This window comes from Geodermatophilus siccatus, from assembly GCF_900103785.1.
Lineage (GTDB): Bacteria > Actinomycetota > Actinomycetes > Mycobacteriales > Geodermatophilaceae > Geodermatophilus > Geodermatophilus siccatus.
On the sequence record NZ_FNHE01000014.1, the window covers coordinates 25,975 to 42,986 of the forward strand.

Here is a 17,012-nt window from a genome sequence, read left to right on the forward strand (position 1 = left end):
TCGCCGGCGCTCGTCCGAGCAGTGGTGCAGCACGCTGTGCTCGTGCGTGAGCTCGCACGCTCGCTCACGTCAGGCCCCGTAGACCGTGCGCGGGCCGTCGGTGTCCTTGGCCAGCCGGCGGGTCAGGTAGAGGCCCTCGAGGGCGAACTCCACCGCGGCGGCGGCCTGCTCGGCCGACTGCTCGCCCTCCGGCACGCCGAGGCGGCCGAGCAGCTCGGCGAGCTTCGGGATCGTGCCGAGCTGACCGAGCAGGGCCGCGGCCGGCACCAGCTCGCCGGACTCGACGGTCTCCCCGCCGGTGAAGTGCTCCTGCAGGCCGGTGAGGTCCAGCCCGGCGCAGCGGGCCCGGAAGGTCTGCGCGGTCGCCTGGCGCAGCAGGTGCTCGAGCACCTCCAGCTCCCGCTCGTCGTCCGGGTCGGAGCCGGAGTCGGCGAACTCCACCTTGCCGCGGCTGGCCGGGACGACGGCCGGCAGGTCCACGACGCGGGCGACCGGCCGGGTCTCCCCGGCGACGGCGGCCCGGCGGACGGCGGAGGCGGCGGCCGTCTCCAGCCCGGCGATGGCGAAGCGGGCGCTGACGCCGGAGCGCTGGTCGACGTGGTTGGAGTCGCGGACCAGCCGGGTGAAGCGCGCGACGATCTCCACCAGGTGCTCGGGGACGAGCGGCGTCTCCAGCTGCCCCCCGCCCGACCAGCTGGTGTGCGCCTCCTGGTGCAGCAGGCGCACCTCGTCGGCCAGCTCGATCGGGTAGTGGGTGCGCACCTCGGCGCCGAAGCGGTCCTTGAGCGGGGTGATGATCCGCCCGCGGTTGGTGTAGTCCTCGGGGTTGGCGCTGGCCACCAGCAGCAGGTCCAGCGGCAGCCGCACCCGGTAGCCGCGGATCTGGATGTCGCGCTCCTCCAGCACGTTGAGCAGCGCGACCTGGATGCGCTCGGCGAGGTCGGGCAGCTCGTTGACGCTGAAGATGCCGCGGTTGGTGCGCGGCACCAGGCCGTAGTGCACCGTCTCGGGGTCGCCCAGCGTGCGCCCCTCGGCCACCTTGATCGGGTCGACGTCGCCGATGAGGTCACCGACGCTGGTGTCGGGGGTGGCCAGCTTCTCGCCGAAGCGGTCGCTGCGGTGCAGCCAGCCGACCGGGGTGGCGTCGCCGTGCTCGGCGATCTGGCGGTGCGCCCACACGCTGATCGGGGCCAGCGGGTGCTCGTTGAGCTCGCTGCCGGTGAGCACCGGCGTCCACTCGTCCAGCAGGCCGACCAGCGTGCGGATCAGGCGGGTCTTGCCCTGCCCGCGCTCGCCGAGCAGGACCAGGTCGTGGCCGGCGATGAGAGCGCGCTCGACCTCCGGGACGACGGTGTCCTCGAAGCCGACGATGCCCGGCAGGGAGGGCTCGCCGGCCGCCAGGCGGGCGAGCAGGTTGGCGCGGATCTCGGCCTTGACCGGCCGGAAGGTGGCCCCGCTGGCGCGGAGCTCGCCCAGGGTCGTGGGGGCGGGGGGAGCGGAGGCGGGGGAGCCAGGGTCCGTCACCCCCGCCACGGTACGACGCAGGCGCCTCGCTGGTCACCCGTTCGGCCGCTGCCACCTGGGCGCCGTCCCTGCGAGGATCACGGCATGGCGGCTGCGGAGGCGGGGAGGACCGGACTGCTCGTCGGCGGGGCGGACGTCGACGCCGCGGCGGCGCTGCTGGAGGGGGTCGTCCGGCGCACGCCGCTGGAGCACTCGCGCGCGCTGGCCGAGCGGGTCGGCGGCCCGGTCTGGCTCAAGTGCGAGAACCTGCAGCGCACCGGCTCGTTCAAGATCCGCGGCGCCTACACCCGGCTGGCCCGGCTCACGCCGGAGGAGCGGGCCCGCGGCGTCGTCGCGGCCAGCGCGGGCAACCACGCGCAGGGGGTCGCCCTGGCCGCGCAGCTGCTGGGCATCCGGGCCACGGTGTTCATGCCCGAGAGCGCGCCGCTGCCCAAGGTGGCGGCCACCCGTGGCTACGGCGCCGAGGCCCGCCTGGGTGGCGCCTCGCTGACCGAGGCCCTGGCCGCGGCCGCCGACCACGCGCAGCGCACCGGCGCGGTGTTCATCCACCCGTTCGACCACCCCGACGTGATCGCCGGGCAGGGGACGGTCGGCCTGGAGGTCCTCGACCAGTGCCCCGACGTCGCCACCGTCGTCGTCTGCACCGGGGGCGGGGGGCTGGTCTCCGGCATCGCGGCCGCGGTGCGCTCCCGTCGTCCCGACGTCCGGGTGGTCGCCGTGCAGGCCGCCGCGGCCGCCGCCTTCCCCGGGTCGCTGGCCGCCGGCCGGCCGGTGGCGCTGTCGGGGATGACGACGATGGCCGACGGCATCGCCGTCGGCGCGCCGGGGGAGCTGACCCTCGCGCACGTCCGCGAGCTGGTCGACGAGGTGCGCACGGTCAGCGAGGAGGACCTCTCCCAGGCGCTGCTGTTCTGCCTGGAGCGGGCCAAGCTCGTCGTGGAGCCGGCCGGCGTGGCCGCGGTGGCCGCCGTGCTCGCCGAGCCCGCGGCCTTCCCGCCGCCCGTGGTCGCGGTCGTCTCCGGCGGCAACATCGACCCGGTGCTGCTACTCAAGGTCGTGCAGCACGGCATGGCCGCGGCCGGCCGCTACCTGTCGCTGCGGCTGCGGGTGCCCGACCGGCCGGGGTCCCTGGCCGCGGTGCTCGGCGAACTGGCGCAGGTCGGTGCCAACGTGCTGGAGGTCGAGCACGAGCGGACGGCGACCCGGCTCGGGCTGGGCGAGGTGGAGGTGTTCGTCGTCCTGGAGACCCGCGGTCCCGAGCACGCCGAGGAGGTGCTGGCCCGGCTGCACCGGGCCGGCTACGCCGTCACCACCGGCTGAGGCAAGGACCCCCTGCGCCCCACCGTGGAAGGACCCCGTCCTCCCCACCCCTCGCGAGCTCGGGGCGGGACCCGAGACGGGGCCGGAGCCTCGGGACGGGGCCGGCGGCGGACCCCTGCAGGGGGACCGGAAAACCGGTCGGGAAGTGTCGGCCCCGTCACATAGTTTCCCGGTCATGAGCGACGCGATCGTCGTCGAGGGCCTGGTGAAGCGCTTCGGCGCCACCACGGCCCTCGACGGGGTGCACCTGACCGTGGCCGAGGGCTCCGTCCTGGGGTTGCTGGGTCCGAACGGCGCGGGCAAGACGACGGTGGTGCGGATCCTCACCACCCTGCTGCGGGCCGACGCGGGGCGGGTGCGGGTGGCGGGGCTCGACGTGGTGGAGGACGCCGACGCGGTGCGCGCCTCGATCGGGCTGACCGGCCAGTACGCCGCCGTGGACGAGTACCTCACCGGCCTGGAGAACCTGGAGATGGTGGGGCGGCTCTACCGGCTGGGGAAGCGCGAGGCGCGGGCGCGGGCGGGCGAGCTGCTCGAGCGCTTCGACCTCACCGGGGCGGCCGACCGACCGGCCAAGACCTACTCCGGCGGCATGCGCCGGCGGCTGGACATCGCCGCGTCGCTGATCGCCCGGCCGCGGATCCTCTTCCTCGACGAGCCGACGACGGGCCTGGACCCGCGCAGCCGGCTGGGCATGTGGGAGTTCATCGCCGACCTCGCCGACGGGGGGACGACGATCCTGCTGACCACGCAGTACCTGGAGGAGGCCGACCGGCTGGCCGACCGGATGGTCGTCATCGACCGGGGGCGGGTCATCGCCCGCGGCACCGCCGACGACCTCAAGGCACAGGTCGGCGGTCAGCGGCTGGAGTTCACCGTGACGACGGCGGCCGTGCTGCCCGACGTCCTGGAGCGGCTGCGGGGGATGGCCGTCGACGAACCGCAGGTCGACGAGCAGGCGCGCCGGCTGAGCCTGCCGGTCAGCGGCGGCGCAGAGATCCTGGCCGAGGCACTGCAGCGGCTCGACGGCTTCACCCCCGACATCCTCGACGTGGGTCTGCGCCGTCCTGACCTCGACGACGTCTTCCTCGCCCTCACCGGGCACGCCGCCGAGGAGACCGCCGGCGACGACGACCGGCCGGCCCAGCCGGCCGCGACCGGGGGGATGGCATGAACACCCTCGCGACGACGCTGTCCGACAGCGTCGTGATCACCAAGCGCAACCTGATCAAGGTCAGACGGGTGCCCGACCTGATCGTCTTCGCGACGCTCTCGCCGATCATGTTCGTGGTGCTGTTCCGCTACGTGTTCGGCGGCGCCATCGGGGGGCTGCCGCCGGGCATCAGCTACGCCGAGTTCCTGCTGCCCGGGATCTTCGCCCAGACGGTGGTCTTCGGGAGCACGATCACCGGCGCCAGCCTCGCGGACGACCTGCAGAAGGGGCTGATCGACCGGTTCCGCTCCCTGCCGATGTCCCGTTCGGCCGTACTCGTCGGTCGGACGGTCGCCGACGCCGGGCTCAACGTCATCTCGATCGCCGTCATGGCCCTGACCGGCCTGGTCGTCGGCTGGCGGATCAACTCCTCGCTCGGAGAGGCGCTCGCCGGGTTCCTCGTGCTGCTGGTCTTCGCCTACGCGATCTCGTGGCTGATGGCGGTGGTCGGGCTGCTGGTCCGCACGCCGGAGGTCGTCAACAACGCCAGCTTCATCGTCATCTTCCCGCTGACGTTCATCGCCAACACCTTCGTGCCGCTGGAGACCTTCCCCTCGGTGCTGAGGGTCTTCGCCGAGTGGAACCCCGTCTCGACGGTCACCCTGGCGTCGCGGGAGCTGTTCGGCAACGTGCCACCGGGCACCCCGGTGCCCGACGTCTGGTCGCTGCAGAACCCGGTGCTCTACACGCTGGTCTGGACGGCGGTCATCCTGGCCGTCTTCGTGCCGCTGTCGGTGCGGCTCTACCAGCGCACCGCGACGCGGTGAGGCGAACACCGCGGTCAGGTGCCGTCCCCGACCGACGCTGAGCTCGGCACCACCGGACACCCCGCGCGGCGTACGACCCGTGCGCGCCAGGATGGACCTCGTGCCCGCCTCCGCCGCCCCGTCCGCCGACAACCCGCTGCTCGAGCCGTCCCGGCTGCCGCTGCAGCTGCCGCCCTTCGCGGAGATCACCCTCGAGCACTGCCGCGAGGCGGTGTTGGCCGGGATGGCCGAGCAGCGTGCCGAGGTCGCCGCCATCGTCGGGTCGCCCGAGCCGCCCACGTTCGAGAACACCGTCGTCGCGCTGGAGCGGTCCGGGCGGCTGTACCGCCGCGCCGGCGCGGTGTTCCACAACCTCGCCTCGTCGGTCGCGACCGACCGGTTGCGTGAGGTGGAGCGGGAGCTGGCCCCGCTGGAGTCCGCGCACGGCGACGCCCTGCGGCTGGACCCCGCCCTGTTCGCCCGCATCGACGCCGTCCACGCGCAGCGGCACGACTCGGGCCTGGACGCCGAGGCGGTCCGGTTGGTGGAGCGCTACCACCTGGACTTCGTGCTCGCCGGCGCGCGGCTCGACGAGGCCGGCCGGGCCCGGCTGACCGAGCTCAACCGCGAGCTGTCGGAGCTGTCGACGAGGTTCGGGCAGAACCTGCAGCTGGCCACCGAGGCCGCCGCGGTCGTGGTGGGCGACGTCGCCGAGCTCGACGGGCTGGGCCCGGAGGAGGTCGCCGCGGCAGCCCGCGCCGCCGCCGACCGAGGGGTGGCCGGCTTCCTCATCCCGCTGCTGCTGCCCACCGGTCAGCCGGTGCTGACCAAGCTGCGCAACAGGGAGCTGCGCCGCCGGGTGTTCGAGGCCTCGGTGGGGCGGGCGTCGGGCGGCGAGCACGACAACGGGCCGGTCGCCGTCCGGATCGCCCGGGTGCGCGCCGAGCGCGCCCGGCTGCTCGGCTTCGACACCCACGCCGACCTGGTGCTCGCCGACCAGACCGCGCGCAGCACGGCGGCGGTCGACGCGATGCTCGGCCGGATGGTGGGGCCGTCGCTGGCCAACGCGCAGGCGGAGGCGGCCGCGCTGGGCGAGGTCGCCGCGCGGGACGGCGTGACCGACCTGGCGCCCTGGGACTGGGCCTTCTACAGCGAGCGGGTGCGCGCCGAGCGGTACTCGGTCGACACCGCGGCGCTGCGACCGTGGTTCGAGCTGGACCGGGTGCTCGTCGACGGCGTCTTCGCCGCCGCCGAGCGGCTCTACGGCTACCGGTTCACGCCGCGGCCCGACCTCGGCGGCTACCACCCCGACGTCCGGGTCTGGGAGGTCTCCGACGCGGACGGGCAGACCATCGGCCTCTACCTCGGCGACTTCTACGCCCGCGAGGGCAAGCGCGGCGGGGCCTGGATGAGCTCGTTCGTCACCCAGTCGCGGCTGCTGGACACCCGGCCGGTCGTCGTGAACAACCTCAACGTCACCCGTGGCGCCGACGGGCAGCCCACCCTGCTGACCCTCGACGAGGTCAACACGTTGTTCCACGAGTTCGGCCACACGCTGCACGGCCTGAGCTCCGCCGTCACCTACCCGCGCTTCTCCGGCACCAGCGTGCCGCGCGACTTCGTCGAGTTCCCGAGCCAGGTCAACGAGATGTGGGCGCTGTGGCCGGAGGTCCTGGCCGGCTACGCCCGGCACGTCGAGACCGGTGAGCCGCTGCCGGCCAGCGTCGTCGAGGCGATCGAGGCCGCCCAGCTGTGGGGCGAGGGCTTCGCGACGCTGGAGTACCTGGCGGCCACGCTGCTCGACCAGGCCTGGCACCGGATCACGCCGGAGACCGAGGTCGGCGACCCGCAGGGGTTCGAGCGGGCCGCGCTCGAGGCGGCCGGTGTCGCCCACGACCTGGTGCCGCCGCGCTACCGGACGACGTACTTCCAGCACGTCTTCGCCGGGGGCTACGCGGCCGGCTACTACTCCTACATCTGGTCGGAGGTGCTCGACGCCGACACGGTGGAGTGGTTCAGGGAGAACGGGGGGCTGCGCCGGGAGAACGGCGAGGTCTTCCGGTCGCGGCTGCTGTCCGTCGGCGGGGCGGTGGACCCGCTGGAGGCCTTCCGCGCCGTCCGCGGCCGGGACGCCGACCCGACCCCGTTGCTCCGCCGCCGCGGGCTCTGCTGACCGCGGTCCTCCGGACCGCACCGCGGCCAGGTGCCGTCCCCGGCCGGGCTGAGCCGCCGCGTCGTTCCTCGCGGAGACCCTCCGGGCCCCCACTCGTCACGACACCGCCCTGCTACGAACCGCCCTGCTACAACCAGGGCAGGGACAGGACGACGTCCAGGTCGTCCGGCCCCTCGCCCTCGCGGACCAGCCGGTTGGGCTGGCGGTGGCCGCACGCTGTGCAGCGGTGGACCACCTGCCAGCCCTTGCCCGACTTCTCCACCAGGCCGATCGGCGCCATCGGCGCCCGGCAGGTGCTCGCCCGGTCGCCGGGGAGGTCGTCGACGTGCAGCGACCACAGGCACACCGGGCAGTGGTTGCGGTAGTGCCCGTCGCTGTTGGCCGGCACCGCCGACCCGCAGTGCACGCAGGCGAACCCGGTGTTCTCCGCCCGCCGGGAGCGGACGGGGCTCACGGCCGCGCCCCGGTCAGGGGACGAACGGCTCGACGGCGACGACGTCGACGGTGATGTCGCGGCCGTTGGGCGCCTGGTAGGTCACCGTCGTCCCGGGCTTCGCGCCGAGGATGGCCGAGCCGAGCGCCGACTCGGGGGAGTAGACCTGCAGCCCCGTCGTCCCGGCGATCTCCCGCGAGCCGAGGAGGAACTTCTCGGTCTCGTCGTCACCCTGGAAGCGGATGGTGATCACGGTGCCGGTGGCGGCGTGCGTCGCCGTCGTGGGCGCGTCGCCGACGCGGGCCTTCCGCAGCAGGTCCTCCAGCTGGCGGATGCGGGCCTCCTGCCGGCCCTGCTCGTCCTTGGCGGCGTGGTAGCCGCCGTTCTCGCGGAGGTCGCCTTCCTCGCGGCGGGCGTTGATCTCGGCGGCCATGGCCGGACGGCCCGCCACCAGCTGGTCGAGCTCGGCCTTCAGCCGGTCGTGGGCCTCCTGGGTCAGCCAGACGCCCTGGTCCTGCTCGTCAGTGGGGGTGGACACGGCAGTGCTCCTGAAATGTCGGTGGCCGCTCCCCGCCCGGGGAACGGCCGCGTTCAGAACGGCCAACGTAACACCGTCGCCCGGGTCCGGTGTTCCACCGGGACCCGGGCCTCCGGGATGCGGAACGGTAGCGGACCGCAGCGTGACGAGCGCCACGAACACCCGATCGAGGGCCTCGGCGGCGGCGGCGCCCCTCCTCGCCGGTGGATGATGGGCCGGTGACCGAAGCGGACCCGTTGCGCCTGCTCGCCGTGCACGCCCACCCCGACGACGAGTCGAGCAAGGGCGCCGCGACCATGGCCAAGTACGTCGCGGAGGGTGTCCGCGTCATGGTGGCGACCTGCACCGGGGGTGAGCGCGGTTCGGTGCTCAACCCGGCGCTGGACCGGCCCGACGTCTGGGAGCGCCTGCCGGAGATCCGCCGCGAGGAGATGGCCCGGGCGCGCGAGGTCCTCGGCGTCGAGCAGGAGTTCCTCGGGTTCGTGGACTCCGGCCTGCCCGAGGGCGACCCGCTGCCGCCGCTGCCCGAGGGCTGTTTCGCGCTGGTGCCGACCGAGGAGGCGGCCGCGCCGCTGGTCGAGCTGATCCGCCGGTTCAAGCCGCACGTGATCACCACGTACGACGAGCGCGGCGGCTACCCGCACCCGGACCACATCAAGACCCACGAGGTCTCGGTGCACGCCTTCGACGCCGCCGGCGACCCCGACCGCTACCCCGACCTCGGGGAACCGTGGCAGCCGCTCAAGCTCTACTACCACATGGGTTTCACGCTGCCCCGGACGCGGGCGCTGCACGAGGCGATCCTCGCCTCGGGCCAGGAGTCGCCCTACGCCGAGTGGCTGGAGAACTGGGACCCCGAGCGGGACATGTCGCACCGGGTCACCACCAAGGTGCCGTGCGCGGAGTACTTCGCCGTCCGGGACGCCGCGCTGATCGCGCACGCCACCCAGATCGACCCGAACGGCCGCTGGTTCGCCTGCCCGCTGGAGGTCCAGCAGCGGGTCTGGCCGACCGAGGACTACGAGCTGGCCCGGTCGGTCGTCGACTCGCCGGCGCCCGAGGACGACCTCTTCGCCGGGGTCCGCAGTGAGGTGGTCGTGCGATGAACGGGCTCGTGCTCCTCGCCGCCGAGCAGCAGCTGCCCGAGGACGTCGGCAAGGCCGGCCCCATCGGTGCGCTGCTGACCGTGCTGCTCTTCATCGCCATCCTGCTGCTGGTGAGGTCGATGACCACCCACCTCAAGCGGGTGCCGCGCAGCTTCGAGCGCGGGGACGACGGCCCGCGGGTCGTCGTCCCCGACACCCCGGCCGAGCTGGTGGACCCGGCACCCGCGCCGGGGCAGGAGCTGCTGGACACGCTGCGGCGGGCGCCTCGGGCGATCGAAGGCCCACGCCGGGACGACGGCCGGCCGGACGCCACGGAGGGCTGACCGGCCGGCCGCCGCCGGGCCGGGCTACCAGCGGTGGGCGACGTCGATGACCAGCCGGTCGACACCGGCGGACGAGCCCTCGAGGACGAAGGCGCGGAACGGCAGCCGGGCGCGGGTGCCGATGCCGAGGCCGGTGTGGCCCTCGAACGAGCCCAGCCAGGCCACCTGCCGCAGCGTGCGGTACCCGCTCACGTCGACGACCTCGCGCCGGTTCGCCGGGGTGTAGGTCGGGCGGCCCCGGTCGTCGTAGGCCACCGCGCCGAGGGTCACCTGCAGGTCCGCGCCGCCGCGCAGCGGGACCACCGTCCCGCTGCCGTCCTCGCGCACCGAGTCCACGTACCGGACCGACCAGGAGTCGAAGCCGGACACCTCTGCGACGTCGACGACGATCCGGTCGAAGCACTCGTGCCGCCCGGCGCGGACGTCCTGGACGAGGTCGTCCCCAGGTGCGGCGCGGCCGGCCACCTCTGGCTGGGAGCCCCAGGTGACGCCGCAGGAGGGAGCCGCACTCGCCGAGGCGGGTGCGGCCACCCCCAGCGCGGCGAGGGCGGAGACGGCGAGGACGAGGAACCGGGATCGGTTCATGGCGGACCTCCTTGAGGAATCGATGCCGACGGCAGGATCTGCCCGACGCGACCGTCCGCGCCATGGGCGTCGACATGTCGACTCGATGAAGTACCCCGGGAGTCGCGGGCAGACTTTGCCAACCGTGACCGGTGCGCCTTCCCCGCTCCGGTGGCAACCTGTGTTATCAGCCCGTCCGCGTCACCACTCGGCTGCCGTGTGTGATCCGTCGAGGGTGGTGGCCCGGGCGCGGCGACTCCCCGTCGATCGGCCGGGTCTTCGGGGACCACTGCGACCTGCCGGCGCCGCTGCCGCCTGAGGAGGTCATGCGCGCGGACGTGGCGCAGGAGCTCTGCGCCCGGGAGCGACCCCGGTTCGGTGGGCAGCCGGCCGGCAGGTCCCGCGGCGGACGCCGAGCGTCAGTGGTGGGGGCCGTGCCGGCCGAGGGTCTCCACGGGGGTCGCGCCGGGGCGGGTCCACTGCGGCACGGGGCGGCTGGTCGGGCCCCAGGTGGCGTTCCCGTCCGCGTCCGAGCGCCAGTACCAGCACGCGTGGCGCCCCTCGGGCCAGCCCTCGGGCTTGTCCTCCCACGCCTCGCCGCGGCCGTAGGGCGTCCTGTCGAGCAGGCCGAAGGACGCGGCGACCGGCTCGTTGCCGCGGCCCGTCGTGGAGTAGGTGAGGAACGTGCGGTCGCCGTCGCGCAGGAAGCAGGTGAGGTACCCCATCTCCCCGCCGACCGGCTCCGCCAGGTCGCGCACGGAGTACCAGGGCTGGGTGTAGCCCATGAACTCGACGAAGGCGGCCACCTCGTCCCACCGGCCTGTGGTGAGGACGGCGAACGAGACACCCCGGGCGTCGAGGTACACGGTGTCCCTCAGCTGCCAGGTCGTCATCGTGCAGCCCTCGCACTGCCCCTGGTGCGGCGCGCCGTCGTACCACATGTGCTTGTAGACCACGAGCTCGTCGCGGCCCTGGAACAGGTCGAGGAACGGGACCGGGCCGTCGGGGCCGACGACCCCCACCGTCCCGTCGAACTCCACCATCGGCAGCCGGCGGCGGGCCGCGGCGAGGGCGTCGCCCTCACGGGTGTGGGCCTTCTCGCGGACCAGGAGCTCGTTCCTGGCGGCCTGCCAGGTGGCCAGGTCGACGACGGGCGGGCGGCCGGGCAGCGCGGTGGTCGGGCGGTCCGGAGTGGTGGTCATGGAGTCCTCCGCGGGATCTGTGCCGGGCGGCGTCGGACGACGTCCTGCGACGGTCACCAGAGCAGACCGGCGCGCCGGCCGGAACTCATCGCGGTCGGGGACGATCCCGGCGGACCGGCAGTGCTCCGGCGGCAGGCTCCGGGTTCGCCCGTGACGGCGTCGAGGCTCCCGGCGTCCGTTCGCACCCGGACCGGTGTGGGAAGGAGACGGGCATGCCGAACCGTCTCGCCGGCGCGACGAGCCCGTACCTGCTGCAGCACGCCCGCAACCCGGTCGACTGGCGGGAGTGGGGGGAGGAGGCCTTCGCCGAGGCCCGTCGCCGCGACGTGCCGGTCCTGCTCAGCGTCGGCTACGCCGCCTGCCACTGGTGCCACGTCATGGCGCACGAGTCGTTCGAGGACGAGGCGACGGCGGCGCAGATGAACGCCGACTTCGTCTGCGTGAAGGTCGACCGCGAGGAGCGGCCGGACGTCGACAGCGTCTACATGGCCGCCACCCAGGCGCTGACCGGGCAGGGCGGCTGGCCCATGACGGTCTTCACCACGCCCGACGGCCGGCCGTTCTACTGCGGCACCTACTTCCCGCCCCGGCCCGCGCACGGCATGCCGTCGTTCCGCCAGCTGCTCGCCGCGGTCAGCGATGCGTGGCGGACGCGGCGCGAGGAGCTGGAGACGGCCGGCACGCGCATCGCCGAGGGGATCTCGGCCCGGCTGGACCTCGGCACACCGGTCCCGCTGACGCCCGAGGTGCTCGACCGCGCCGTCGCCGCGCTGGCCGCCGACCTCGACGAGCGCTGGGGCGGCTTCGGCGGTGCCCCGAAGTTCCCGCCGTCCATGCTGCTGGAGTTCCTCCTCCGCCACGCCGCCCGCACTGGGGAGGACCGGGCGCTGCGCATGGCGCGCGGCACGCTCGAGGCGATGGCCCGCGGCGGCATCCACGACCAGCTCGCCGGCGGCTTCGCCCGCTACTCCGTCGACGCGCGGTGGGTCGTGCCGCACTTCGAGAAGATGCTCTACGACAACGCGCTGCTGCTGCGGGGCTACCTGCACCTGTGGCGGGCGACCGGCGAGGAGTGGGCCCGCCGGGTCGCCGACGCGACCGCGGCCTTCCTCGTCCGCGACCTCGGCACCCCGGAGGGCGGCTTCGCCTCGGCGCTGGACGCCGACACCGAGGGTGTCGAGGGGCTGACCTACGTCTGGACGCCTGCGCAGCTGGTCGAGGTGCTCGGGGAGGACGACGGCCGGTGGGCGGCCGAGGTGTTCGAGGTGACCGACACCGGGACCTTCGAGCACGGCACCTCGACGCTCCAGCTGCTGCGCGACCCCGACGACCCCGCCCGGCTGGCCTCGGTGCGCGAGCGGCTGACCGCGGCGCGGGCTCAGCGCCCGCAGCCGGCACGCGACGACAAGGTGGTCACCGCCTGGAACGGGCTGGCGATCGCCGCGCTGGCCGAGCACGGGGTCCTCACCGGGTCACCCCCCTCGGTCGAGGCGGCGCGGCGGGCGGCGGAGCTGCTCGCCGACGTGCACTGGGTCGACGGGCGGTTGCGCCGGGCCTCGCGGGACGGCGTCGCCGGCGCCCCGGTCGGGGTGCTCGAGGACTACGGCGACGCGGCCGAGGGGCTGCTCGCGCTGCACCAGGCCACCGGCGAGGGGCGCTGGCTGGAGCTGGCCGGCGACCTGCTCGACGTCGTCGCCGAGCAGTTCGTGGACGCCGACGGCTGGCACGACACCGCCGCGGACGCCGAGGCGCTCGTGCACCGGCCCTTCGACCCGGCCGACGGTCCGACGCCGTCCGGCACCGCCGCCGTCGCGGGTGCCGCCGTGTCGTACGCCGCGCTGGCCGGCGCGCCACGGCACCGGGAGCTGGGGGAGGCGGCCGTGGGGCAGCTGGCGAAGCTGGCCGAGCGGGCCCCGCGGGCGGTGGGCTGGGCGCTCGCGGTGGGGGAGGCCCTGCTGGCCGGCCCGCTCGAGGTCGCGGTCAGCGGGCCGGCCGGGCCCGAGCGCGACGCCCTCGCGGTCGCCGCCCGCGCCTCGACCAGCCCGGGTGCGGTCGTGGTGGTCGGCGAGCCGGACGCGCCCGGCGTCCCCCTGCTGGCCGACCGCCCCCTGGTGGGCGGCCGGGCGGCTGCCTACGTGTGCCGTGGCTTCGTCTGCTCCGCGCCGGTCACCAACGTGTCCGCTCTCGGCGCAGCGATGGCCCCTTCCTGACCGCGCCACAGCGGCTTACCGTGTAAGTGTGTAATCACCCCACTCGGGAGGCCGTCGTGCACGGACAGCACCACCGTTTCGCTGACAACCCCTTCGCAGGCATGCGCGGCGGGTTCCGCGGCCCGCGCGGCCGCGGTCCCGGCGGTCGCGGCCGGGGGCCGGACGCCCCGCCCCCGGTGGAGCGGGCCGAGGTCGCCGGCTGGTTCGCCGGGCGGCTGCCCGACGACTGGTTCACCGGGCCGGTCGAGCTCACCGTCGACCGCGACGAGATCACCGTCGTCGGCACCCTGGCCGAGCCGGAGGCCGGCGAGGGCGACGCCGCCGCGGCGCGGGCCGGGCGGATCGCCCGCTTCCGCGAGGAGACCCGCGAGCAGCGCATGGCCGTCGCCGACGCCGCCCAGGCCCGCTACGGCCGGTCGGTCGCGTGGGGCGCGGCCTGCGGCGACGTCCGGGAGGTGTTCACCAACCTCTCGGTGCCGGTGATGACCCGGCTGCGGCAGCCCGAGCGGCTGGTCCTCGACACGCTCGTGGACGCCGGGGTCGCCCGGTCCCGGTCCGAGGCGCTGGCCTGGGCGGTACGGCTGGTCGCCCAGCACACCGACGAGTGGCTCGGTGAGCTGCGCGCGGCGATGGCCGCGGTCGAGGAGGTCCGCGCCCGGGGCCCGCAGTAGGAGGACCCTCCTGCCCCTCACCCCTCGCTCGCTCGGGGCGGGACCCTGCAGGAGGGCCGGCTCTGCCAGGCTGCCGGCGTGCCGTCGTCCACCGAGCTGCTCCAGGCCACCTACCGCGCCCTGTCCGCCCTGGTCAGGGACCTGCGGCCGGAGGAGGCCTGGCAGCCGACCGGGTGCACCGGGTGGGCGGTCCTGGACCTGACGCTGCACCTGGTCGACGACGCCCGCCGGGGCCTGGTCGCGCTGGCCACCCCGGCGGCCCCGCCGGCCACGAGCGACGCCGTCGCCTACTGGCGGGCCTGGCAGCCAACCGCGGCGCAGGACGCGGACGTCGCCTGGCGCACCCGCGTCCGCGCCAGCGTGGCCGGCGGGCCGGCGGAGCTGTCCGGCGTGTACGCCGAGCTCGTGGCGGCGGTCGGTGTGGCCGCGGGCCGGTCCCGGCCCGAGGACCTGGTCGGCACCCAGGGGCACGTGCTGCGCACCGACGACCTGCTGTCCACGCTGGCCGTGGAGGCTGCCGTGCACCACCTGGACCTGGTGACCTGCCTCGACCGTCCCGGTCCGGCACCCGAGGCGCTCGCCGAGGTCCGCCGGGTGCTCGAGGGCCTGCTCGGCGACCCGCTGCCGGCCGGGTGGGACGACGCGACGGCAGCTCGGCGCGGCACCGGCCGGGAGCCTCTGGACGACGCCGACCGCGCCGTCCTGGGCGCGTCGGCGGAGCGCTTCCCCCTGTTCGGCTGAGGGGTCGCGGCCCCGTTCCGCGCAGCCAGGGACACTGGGGCCGTGCCAGCCAGCGCCGCCGTCCCCATCGACACCGACGTCCTCGTGGTGGGTGCCGGCCCGGCGGGTGCGGCGGCCGCCGCATGGGCCGCGCGGGCCGGGCACGACGTCGTGCTCGCCGACGCGGCCGTCTTCCCCCGCGACAAGACCTGCGGCGACGGGCTGACCCCGCGGGCGATCGCCGAGCTCGACCTCCTGGGCCTGGGGGACTGGGCGCGCTCGCGGGCGCGCAACCGCGGGCTGCGTGCCGCCGGCTTCGGCCGGACGTGGGAGCTGCCCTGGCCCGGCGGCGAGTTCCCCGACCACGGCAGCGCGGTGCCGCGCACGGAGCTCGACGCCCGCATCCGCCAGGTGGCCCTGACCGACGGCGCCGTCCCGCTGGAGGGGGCACGGGCCGTCGACGTCGAGCGGGACGGCGACCGGGTGGCCGGGGTGGTGTTCGAGCTCGCCGACGAGGAGACGGTCACGGTCGGCTGCCGGCGGCTGGTCGTGGCCGACGGCGTCCGCTCGCCGCTGGGCCGGGTGCTCGGCCGCGAGTGGCACCGCGACACCGCCTACGGCGTGGCCGCCCGCGGCTACGTCCGCTCCGGCCGTGCGGACGACGAGTGGATCTCCTCGCACCTGGAGCTGCGCGGCGCCGAGGGAGAGCTGCTCTCCGGCTACGGCTGGGTGTTCCCGCTCGGTGCGGAGGCCGGGCAGGTCAACATCGGCGTCGGCACGCTGGCCACCGCCCGCCGTCCCGCCGGGGTGCAGCTCAAGGCCCTGATGGAGGTCTACGCCGACGCCCGCCGGGAGGACTGGCGGCTCGACGGGCCGGTGGAGGCGCCGGCGTCGGCGCTGCTGCCCATGGGTGGCGCGGTCTCCGGGGTGGCCGGCCGCAACTGGGCGCTGGTCGGCGACGCGGCCGGGTGCGTCAACCCGCTCAACGGCGAGGGCATCGACTACGGCCTGGAGACCGGTCGCAGCGTGGTCGGCCTCCTCGGCGAGGAGGACTGGACCGCCGCCTGGCCGGCGGAGCTGCGGCGGCACTACGGCGAGGCGTTCTCCATCGCCCGGCGCCTGGCCGGCCTGCTCACCGTCCCGCGCCTCCTGCCGGCCGCCGGCCCGGTCGGCATGCGCTCGCGGGCGCTGATGACCGTCGCGCTGCGGGTCATGGGCAACCTGGTCACCGACGCCGACCGCGACCTCGTCGCCCGCGCCTGGCGCACCGCCGGCCGGCTGTCGACCCGCATCGACCACCGCCCGCCGTTCAGCTGAGGCGACCGACGAGGGGTCACGCCGAGTGGGGCCCGGAGGGCTCCGCGCAGGCGGGACGCAGCGGCTCAGCGCACGCCGGGGACGGCACCTGGCCGCGGTGTCGGCCGGTAGGCCGACAGATCACACGAATGGGCTCGAGTACATCGCGAAGTAGACGGCGATGTAGTGGCAGATGGCGGCCACGACGGTCATCGCGTGGAAGACCTCGTGGTAGCCGAAGACGCCGGGCCAGGGGTTGGGCTTCTTGACCGCGTAGGCCACCCCGCCCAGCGTGTAGAGCACCCCACCGACGGCCAGCAGCACCAGCGAGGTCACGCCGGCGATGTGCAGGATGTCGGTGAGGATGAAGACGGCGACCCAGCCCAGGCCGATGTAGAGGGGCACGCCCACCCAGCGCGGCGCGGTCGGCCAGGTGAGCTTGAGCGAGACGCCGGCCAGTGCGCCGGCCCAGACGCCGGCGAGCACCCAGTAGCCGGTGGGCTGGTCGACCGCCAGGAGCGAGAACGGCGTGTACGTGCCCGCGATGAACAGGAAGATCATCGAGTGGTCGAGCCGTTTCATGATCTTCCAGCCGCGCGGTGACCAGCGGCGGCGGTGGTAGAGCGCGCTGATGCCGAACAGGCCGCAGATGGTCAGGCAGTAGACGGTCACCGAGAGGCCGGCGCGGGCACCGAGCGCGAAGCCCAGCGGGACGAGCACCGCCCCGGCGACGATCGCGCCGAAGAAGGAGAACAGGTGCAGCCAGCCGCGCATCCGCGGCCGGGTGTCGGGGTGGTCCCAGTCGCTGTCGCCGAAGTCCTCGGCGGTCCAGGCGCGTTCGACCTGCTCGCCCTCCCGGAGGACGGTGGCCACCGCCGGGCCGGGAGGCGCCTCGATCCGGGCGCCGTCGGCCTCGACGCGGACGGTCTCGCCCTCGCTGCGGGGGACGCTCATGGGCCGAGGTTACGCACGC

16 protein-coding genes are annotated in these 17,012 nt (G+C 75.0%); 10 read left to right on the forward strand and 6 right to left on the reverse strand.

Translation table 11 applies throughout. The features are described 5' to 3' along the window. Positions 1–69: 69 nt before the first annotated feature. Positions 70–1,524, reverse strand: coding sequence for a sigma 54-interacting transcriptional regulator (locus BLS21_RS21380; protein WP_245700646.1), 1,455 nt, complete (start codon positions 1,522–1,524; stop codon positions 70–72). Between the two features lie 84 nt (positions 1,525–1,608). Between BLS21_RS21380 and ilvA the strand changes: the two genes are divergently transcribed. The 4 genes from ilvA to BLS21_RS21400 all read left to right on the forward strand — a co-directional run bounded on the left by ilvA (position 1,609) and on the right by BLS21_RS21400 (position 6,976). Beyond that, a complete protein-coding gene (gene ilvA / locus BLS21_RS21385) occupies positions 1,609–2,844 on the forward strand; it encodes a threonine ammonia-lyase (RefSeq protein ID WP_217636232.1) in 1,236 nt (411 codons plus the stop codon). A gap of 175 nt (positions 2,845–3,019) precedes the next feature. After that, positions 3,020–4,018 (forward strand): ATP-binding cassette domain-containing protein, encoded by a 999-nt coding sequence (locus BLS21_RS21390; RefSeq protein ID WP_091223296.1) that lies wholly within the window; start codon positions 3,020–3,022, stop codon positions 4,016–4,018. Then, positions 4,015–4,824, forward strand: a complete 810-nt coding sequence (locus BLS21_RS21395) for an ABC transporter permease (RefSeq protein ID WP_091223298.1) — start codon at positions 4,015–4,017, stop codon at positions 4,822–4,824. Before BLS21_RS21390 ends, BLS21_RS21395 begins: the two co-directional genes overlap by 4 nt. A gap of 100 nt (positions 4,825–4,924) precedes the next feature. Then, complete coding sequence (locus BLS21_RS21400) at positions 4,925–6,976, forward strand: M3 family metallopeptidase (protein ID WP_425431624.1); 2,052 nt, start codon at positions 4,925–4,927, stop codon at positions 6,974–6,976. A gap of 127 nt (positions 6,977–7,103) precedes the next feature. On the opposite strand, the gene BLS21_RS21405 is transcribed toward BLS21_RS21400, so the two are convergent. Both BLS21_RS21405 and greA read right to left on the reverse strand, forming a co-directional pair. Continuing rightward, positions 7,104–7,430, reverse strand: coding sequence for an RNHCP domain-containing protein (locus tag BLS21_RS21405; RefSeq protein ID WP_091223302.1), 327 nt, complete (start codon positions 7,428–7,430; stop codon positions 7,104–7,106). A gap of 13 nt (positions 7,431–7,443) precedes the next feature. Continuing rightward, a complete protein-coding gene (gene greA / locus BLS21_RS21410; RefSeq protein WP_091223304.1) occupies positions 7,444–7,947 on the reverse strand; it encodes a transcription elongation factor GreA in 504 nt (167 codons plus the stop codon). Positions 7,948–8,165: 218 nt separating this feature from the next. Between greA and mca the strand changes: the two genes are divergently transcribed. Together mca and BLS21_RS21420 are read left to right on the forward strand one after the other, a co-directional pair. Next, a complete protein-coding gene (gene mca / locus BLS21_RS21415) occupies positions 8,166–9,053 on the forward strand; it encodes a mycothiol conjugate amidase Mca (RefSeq protein WP_091223306.1) in 888 nt (295 codons plus the stop codon). Beyond that, a complete protein-coding gene (locus tag BLS21_RS21420) occupies positions 9,050–9,376 on the forward strand; it encodes a hypothetical protein (protein WP_091223308.1) in 327 nt (108 codons plus the stop codon). The genes mca and BLS21_RS21420 overlap by 4 nt, the downstream gene beginning before the upstream one ends. 24 nt (positions 9,377–9,400) lie before the next feature. Here the strand turns inward: BLS21_RS21420 and BLS21_RS21425 are convergent, their stop codons facing one another. Continuing rightward, positions 9,401–9,961: an AMIN-like domain-containing (lipo)protein gene (locus BLS21_RS21425; protein ID WP_091223310.1), complete on the reverse strand. Its 561-nt coding sequence runs from the start codon at positions 9,959–9,961 to the stop codon at positions 9,401–9,403. 398 nt (positions 9,962–10,359) lie between these two features. Then, positions 10,360–11,142, reverse strand: a complete 783-nt coding sequence (locus BLS21_RS21430) for a DUF899 family protein (RefSeq protein WP_091223312.1) — start codon at positions 11,140–11,142, stop codon at positions 10,360–10,362. Between the two features lie 212 nt (positions 11,143–11,354). On the opposite strand from BLS21_RS21430, the gene BLS21_RS21435 reads away from it, so the two are divergent. The 4 genes from BLS21_RS21435 (at position 11,355) to BLS21_RS21450 (ending at position 16,060) form a co-directional block, all read left to right on the forward strand. Then, on the forward strand, positions 11,355–13,352 hold the full coding sequence (locus BLS21_RS21435; protein ID WP_091223314.1) for a thioredoxin domain-containing protein: 1,998 nt from the start codon (positions 11,355–11,357) through the stop codon (positions 13,350–13,352). Between the two features lie 56 nt (positions 13,353–13,408). Then, positions 13,409–14,023, forward strand: coding sequence for a hypothetical protein (locus BLS21_RS21440; RefSeq protein ID WP_217636233.1), 615 nt, complete (start codon positions 13,409–13,411; stop codon positions 14,021–14,023). Between the two features lie 78 nt (positions 14,024–14,101). Continuing rightward, positions 14,102–14,764 carry a maleylpyruvate isomerase N-terminal domain-containing protein gene (locus tag BLS21_RS21445; RefSeq protein WP_091223316.1) on the forward strand — a complete coding sequence of 221 codons (663 nt, stop codon included), beginning with the start codon at positions 14,102–14,104 and terminating at the stop codon, positions 14,762–14,764. 42 nt (positions 14,765–14,806) lie between these two features. Further along, positions 14,807–16,060 (forward strand): geranylgeranyl reductase family protein, encoded by a 1,254-nt coding sequence (locus tag BLS21_RS21450; RefSeq protein ID WP_091223318.1) that lies wholly within the window; start codon positions 14,807–14,809, stop codon positions 16,058–16,060. Positions 16,061–16,180: 120 nt separating this feature from the next. Here BLS21_RS21450 and trhA read toward each other — a convergent pair whose 3' ends face one another. Next, positions 16,181–16,993 (reverse strand): PAQR family membrane homeostasis protein TrhA, encoded by an 813-nt coding sequence (gene trhA, locus BLS21_RS21455; protein ID WP_175479694.1) that lies wholly within the window; start codon positions 16,991–16,993, stop codon positions 16,181–16,183. Positions 16,994–17,012 lie beyond the last annotated feature (19 nt).

Bases quoted from the DNA above. Each gene is read 5' to 3' on its own strand.
- BLS21_RS21435 (WP_091223314.1), top strand. From the start codon at position 11,355: ATGCCGAACCGTCTCGCCGGCGCGACGAGCCCGTACCTGCTGCAGCAC.
- trhA (WP_175479694.1), bottom strand. From the start codon at position 16,993: ATGAGCGTCCCCCGCAGCGAGGGCGAGACCGTCCGCGTCGAGGCCGAC.
- BLS21_RS21395 (WP_091223298.1), top strand. From the start codon at position 4,015: ATGAACACCCTCGCGACGACGCTGTCCGACAGCGTCGTGATCACCAAG.
- BLS21_RS21390 (WP_091223296.1), top strand. From the start codon at position 3,020: ATGAGCGACGCGATCGTCGTCGAGGGCCTGGTGAAGCGCTTCGGCGCC.
- BLS21_RS21420 (WP_091223308.1), top strand. From the start codon at position 9,050: ATGAACGGGCTCGTGCTCCTCGCCGCCGAGCAGCAGCTGCCCGAGGAC.
- BLS21_RS21425 (WP_091223310.1), bottom strand. From the start codon at position 9,961: ATGAACCGATCCCGGTTCCTCGTCCTCGCCGTCTCCGCCCTCGCCGCG.
- ilvA (WP_217636232.1), top strand. From the start codon at position 1,609: ATGGCGGCTGCGGAGGCGGGGAGGACCGGACTGCTCGTCGGCGGGGCG.
- BLS21_RS21430 (WP_091223312.1), bottom strand. From the start codon at position 11,142: ATGACCACCACTCCGGACCGCCCGACCACCGCGCTGCCCGGCCGCCCG.